Source organism: Sporolactobacillus shoreicorticis (assembly GCF_024125445.1).
GTDB lineage: Bacteria > Bacillota > Bacilli > Bacillales > Sporolactobacillaceae > Sporolactobacillus > Sporolactobacillus shoreicorticis.
Map to the genome: position 1 here is coordinate 1 of NZ_JAMXWM010000090.1, position 961 is coordinate 961.

Consider the following 961-nt stretch of genomic DNA (forward strand, 5'->3'; position numbering starts at 1 on the left):
ACCCCGGCATATGGCACTTGTTCGATGATCCATGACCGCCGTAATCTCATACCGTTCAATTCCAGCATCCGTAAAAGCTTGTTTATTCGCCTGATTCATCACGAACGCGCTCTCCGTTGTGATTAACCGCAGAGATTCATTCGCCCCAACGCCCATGCGGTGCGATATGAGTCTGGCCATCTGCTGATAATCGTCACCCCGGATAATCGCATCGCGGATCTCGTTATTCATTGTATTAATCAGCTTTTCCTTGTTCGCCCATATCCGGCCGGAGAAATTCTTGCCATCAATCCACTGCTCATTCAGCGTCTGGATCATCACTTCATCATTTACACCGAAAAAGGATGGTGCATTCTGCAAACCCTTCATACTGGACAAATAGCCATTTTGATACGACGCTTTCAGCAGTTTCTCAAAGCCTTCCTGTTCAAACGCCCCAAGTTCGACCATGCGCTGCCTGGTGGATAACTGTAGCCCTTCCAGTCGGTTCAACCGGTAGATGCTCTCACGCACGGGCATGAGGCGTTGATACTGCGGATAGCGCCGGGCGAATTCCTGATAGTCCTTGTACAGCAAATCACGTTCAGACTGTGAGAGAGCAAACACCAATTGACGGTATTCGATCACATCGTTCACTGCGTATTTGGCGTAATAGCTGGCGACTTCTTTCTTGATCTGCTCTTCCAACCGCAGATACTCTTTCCGCATCCGCTTGTCCAGCTTCGCATTCCGCTTGTCCTGCGCGTTATAAAGTTGAATCATTCGGTTTTCCCAATAAGTTGGCATAGTCATCACCACGGCATAAAAATAAGCCTTTTAACGCCAGGCTTAGGGCGAGATACACCGGTTGTCCGGAAGGATCACCTCCTAATCAACAATAATGCCTTTCTCTTTCAAGAAATCATCATGAGCATCAATCATCTTGTAAACATCATCAAGGTCTAATCCAGTCTTCTCAGCA

General features: G+C 47.8%; 1 protein-coding gene. It reads right to left on the bottom strand.

Annotation, left to right across the window (positions count from 1 at the left end):
* Nucleotides 1–762, bottom strand: a 762-nt coding sequence (locus NIE88_RS22100) for a minor capsid protein (RefSeq protein WP_253065713.1), incomplete at its 3' end; no start/stop codon positions are given.
* Nucleotides 763–961 lie beyond the last annotated feature (199 nt).